Origin of the sequence: Priestia sp. SIMBA_032 (genome assembly GCF_046535215.1) — a bacterium.
Classification (GTDB): domain Bacteria; phylum Bacillota; class Bacilli; order Bacillales; family Bacillaceae_H; genus Priestia; species Priestia aryabhattai.
Genome location: NZ_JAWRXD010000448.1, coordinates 1 through 287, shown reverse-complemented (window position 1 = coordinate 287; position 287 = coordinate 1). Strand labels below are relative to the sequence as shown.

Sequence of the window (287 nt, the reverse complement as noted above, 5' to 3'; positions counted from 1 at the left end):
ATGAGAAATTTCAACGAGCGCCACGACGACTCCAGTTTCTGGAACTGCTCGTGATGCAGAATTTCGTCGACCTGCTTGCACAGCTTGGCGTCGAGCCCCGCAATCATGTCGTCCACCAGCGACTGGCTCACCTTCTCCGTCGCGCGGCGCGGTTCGAGCAACTCGGCTACGAACGCCTCCAGCCCCTGACGGGTAATGGAATAAGCATCGTCGCCCGGGTGCACACGGGTGGCTTCGATCAACTCGTCGAGCAAAGAACCCTGCTCGAGCGGCGCGCTTTCAAACGC

The 287-nt window shown here is 59.9% G+C and carries 1 protein-coding gene; it reads right to left on the bottom strand.

What is annotated here, in order from left to right; genetic code table 11:
- On the bottom strand, positions 1-287 hold a 287-nt coding region (locus SB717_RS35120; protein ID WP_410907521.1), incomplete at both ends, for a type VI secretion system contractile sheath domain-containing protein.